The organism is Leptospira vanthielii serovar Holland str. Waz Holland = ATCC 700522, assembly GCF_000332455.1.
Lineage (GTDB): Bacteria > Spirochaetota > Leptospiria > Leptospirales > Leptospiraceae > Leptospira_A > Leptospira_A vanthielii.
The window spans coordinates 1-1,204 of record NZ_AOGY02000018.1 but is presented as its reverse complement, the minus strand read 5'-3'; the positions used below and the strand labels follow the sequence as shown (position 1 = coordinate 1,204).

Genomic DNA, 1,204 nt, shown 5'->3' with positions numbered 1-1,204 from the left:
TATAATTTGAATGAGCTTTTAAACCACTAAAGTTAAATATTAAAAAATATGAGGCCATCTAATAGGTTTTTACTTCGCATAACAGCGACTAACCGCTTCGCTTCGGGACGAGCCCTCGCTTGGGCTGCGCCACATAGGCTTCTGGCACTCCCCTTGCCTGCGCAAGTGTCGTTCCAGTCCCTAACGTCCCGTTCGGGACTCAGGGCCAGCCTACGTCGGTTAGTCTAGTTCGTTATACGCCATTGGATAAATTTTAACCAAACATCATGAAACAAACAGAAAATAGAAATACTTATTTTGCATTATTCCCATCAATTCTGGGAATCTATTATTTAATAATTAATCTTATCGAAGTAAACATTGGAAAAATTAATATCGAGGACATACAATTTCTCACCATTATAGTTCTCTTTATTCTTTCGTTTGGAATATATATGAATATAATCTATTCATCAATTTCATTTGCTGCTTTCGTCTTATTTACTTTTGCAACCGAATATCTTAATTCAGGAATAAATTTTGTTCTAATAGGAAAATTAGTTCTAGCGTTGGCTATTCTCTTCAACGGAATTGAAAAACATCTTCAATTCTTAAAACTGAACCATCTAAAATTAATTAATAATTCTCGTGACAAATTATTCCTTGGAATTTCCAGTCTCTACATATTTTATCTAATTATAAACCTAATCTTTCACTATTTCTTCACAATTACCTACATTCACAATAAAGATGATTTTGACAAGGCAGACTATAAGTTTATAAATAGCTTAAATATCCTAGAACCAAATGAAAAGATGCAATACCTCTTTCACTTTAACAATTTAGGAAAAAACAATGGATTCGTATTAGTTTCAAATAATAAAATTGTAACCCATGATAAACTTTCAGATATAAATAAAATATATTTCTCAGATATTCACAATATTGAAAAAGAAATAATTTCTGAAGATATCTCACGATTAAATATATTCCTAAAATCAGGAGAATCAATAAACATCACTATCCCTAGAAAAAGAAATAGAGATGAAGAACTATTTTTTTATATCAACAACGAAATAAAAATACTATCCAACGGCGTATAACAGCATGGAAACGCTGCGCTTCGGCACGAGGCCTCGCTTGGGCTACGCCACATTTCCCTTCTGTCACTCGTTTGCAGCCGCAAACTACGTGGCGTCCCTAACGTCCCATCGGGACTCGAGGG

General features: G+C 34.1%; 1 protein-coding gene. It reads left to right on the top strand.

Annotation, left to right across the window (positions count from 1 at the left end; genetic code table 11):
* Positions 1 to 266: 266 nt before the first annotated feature.
* The gene (locus LEP1GSC199_RS03775; protein WP_002977610.1) at positions 267 to 1,082 is read left to right on the top strand and encodes a hypothetical protein; all 816 of its coding nucleotides are present in this window, start codon (positions 267 to 269) and stop codon (positions 1,080 to 1,082) included.
* Positions 1,083 to 1,204 lie beyond the last annotated feature (122 nt).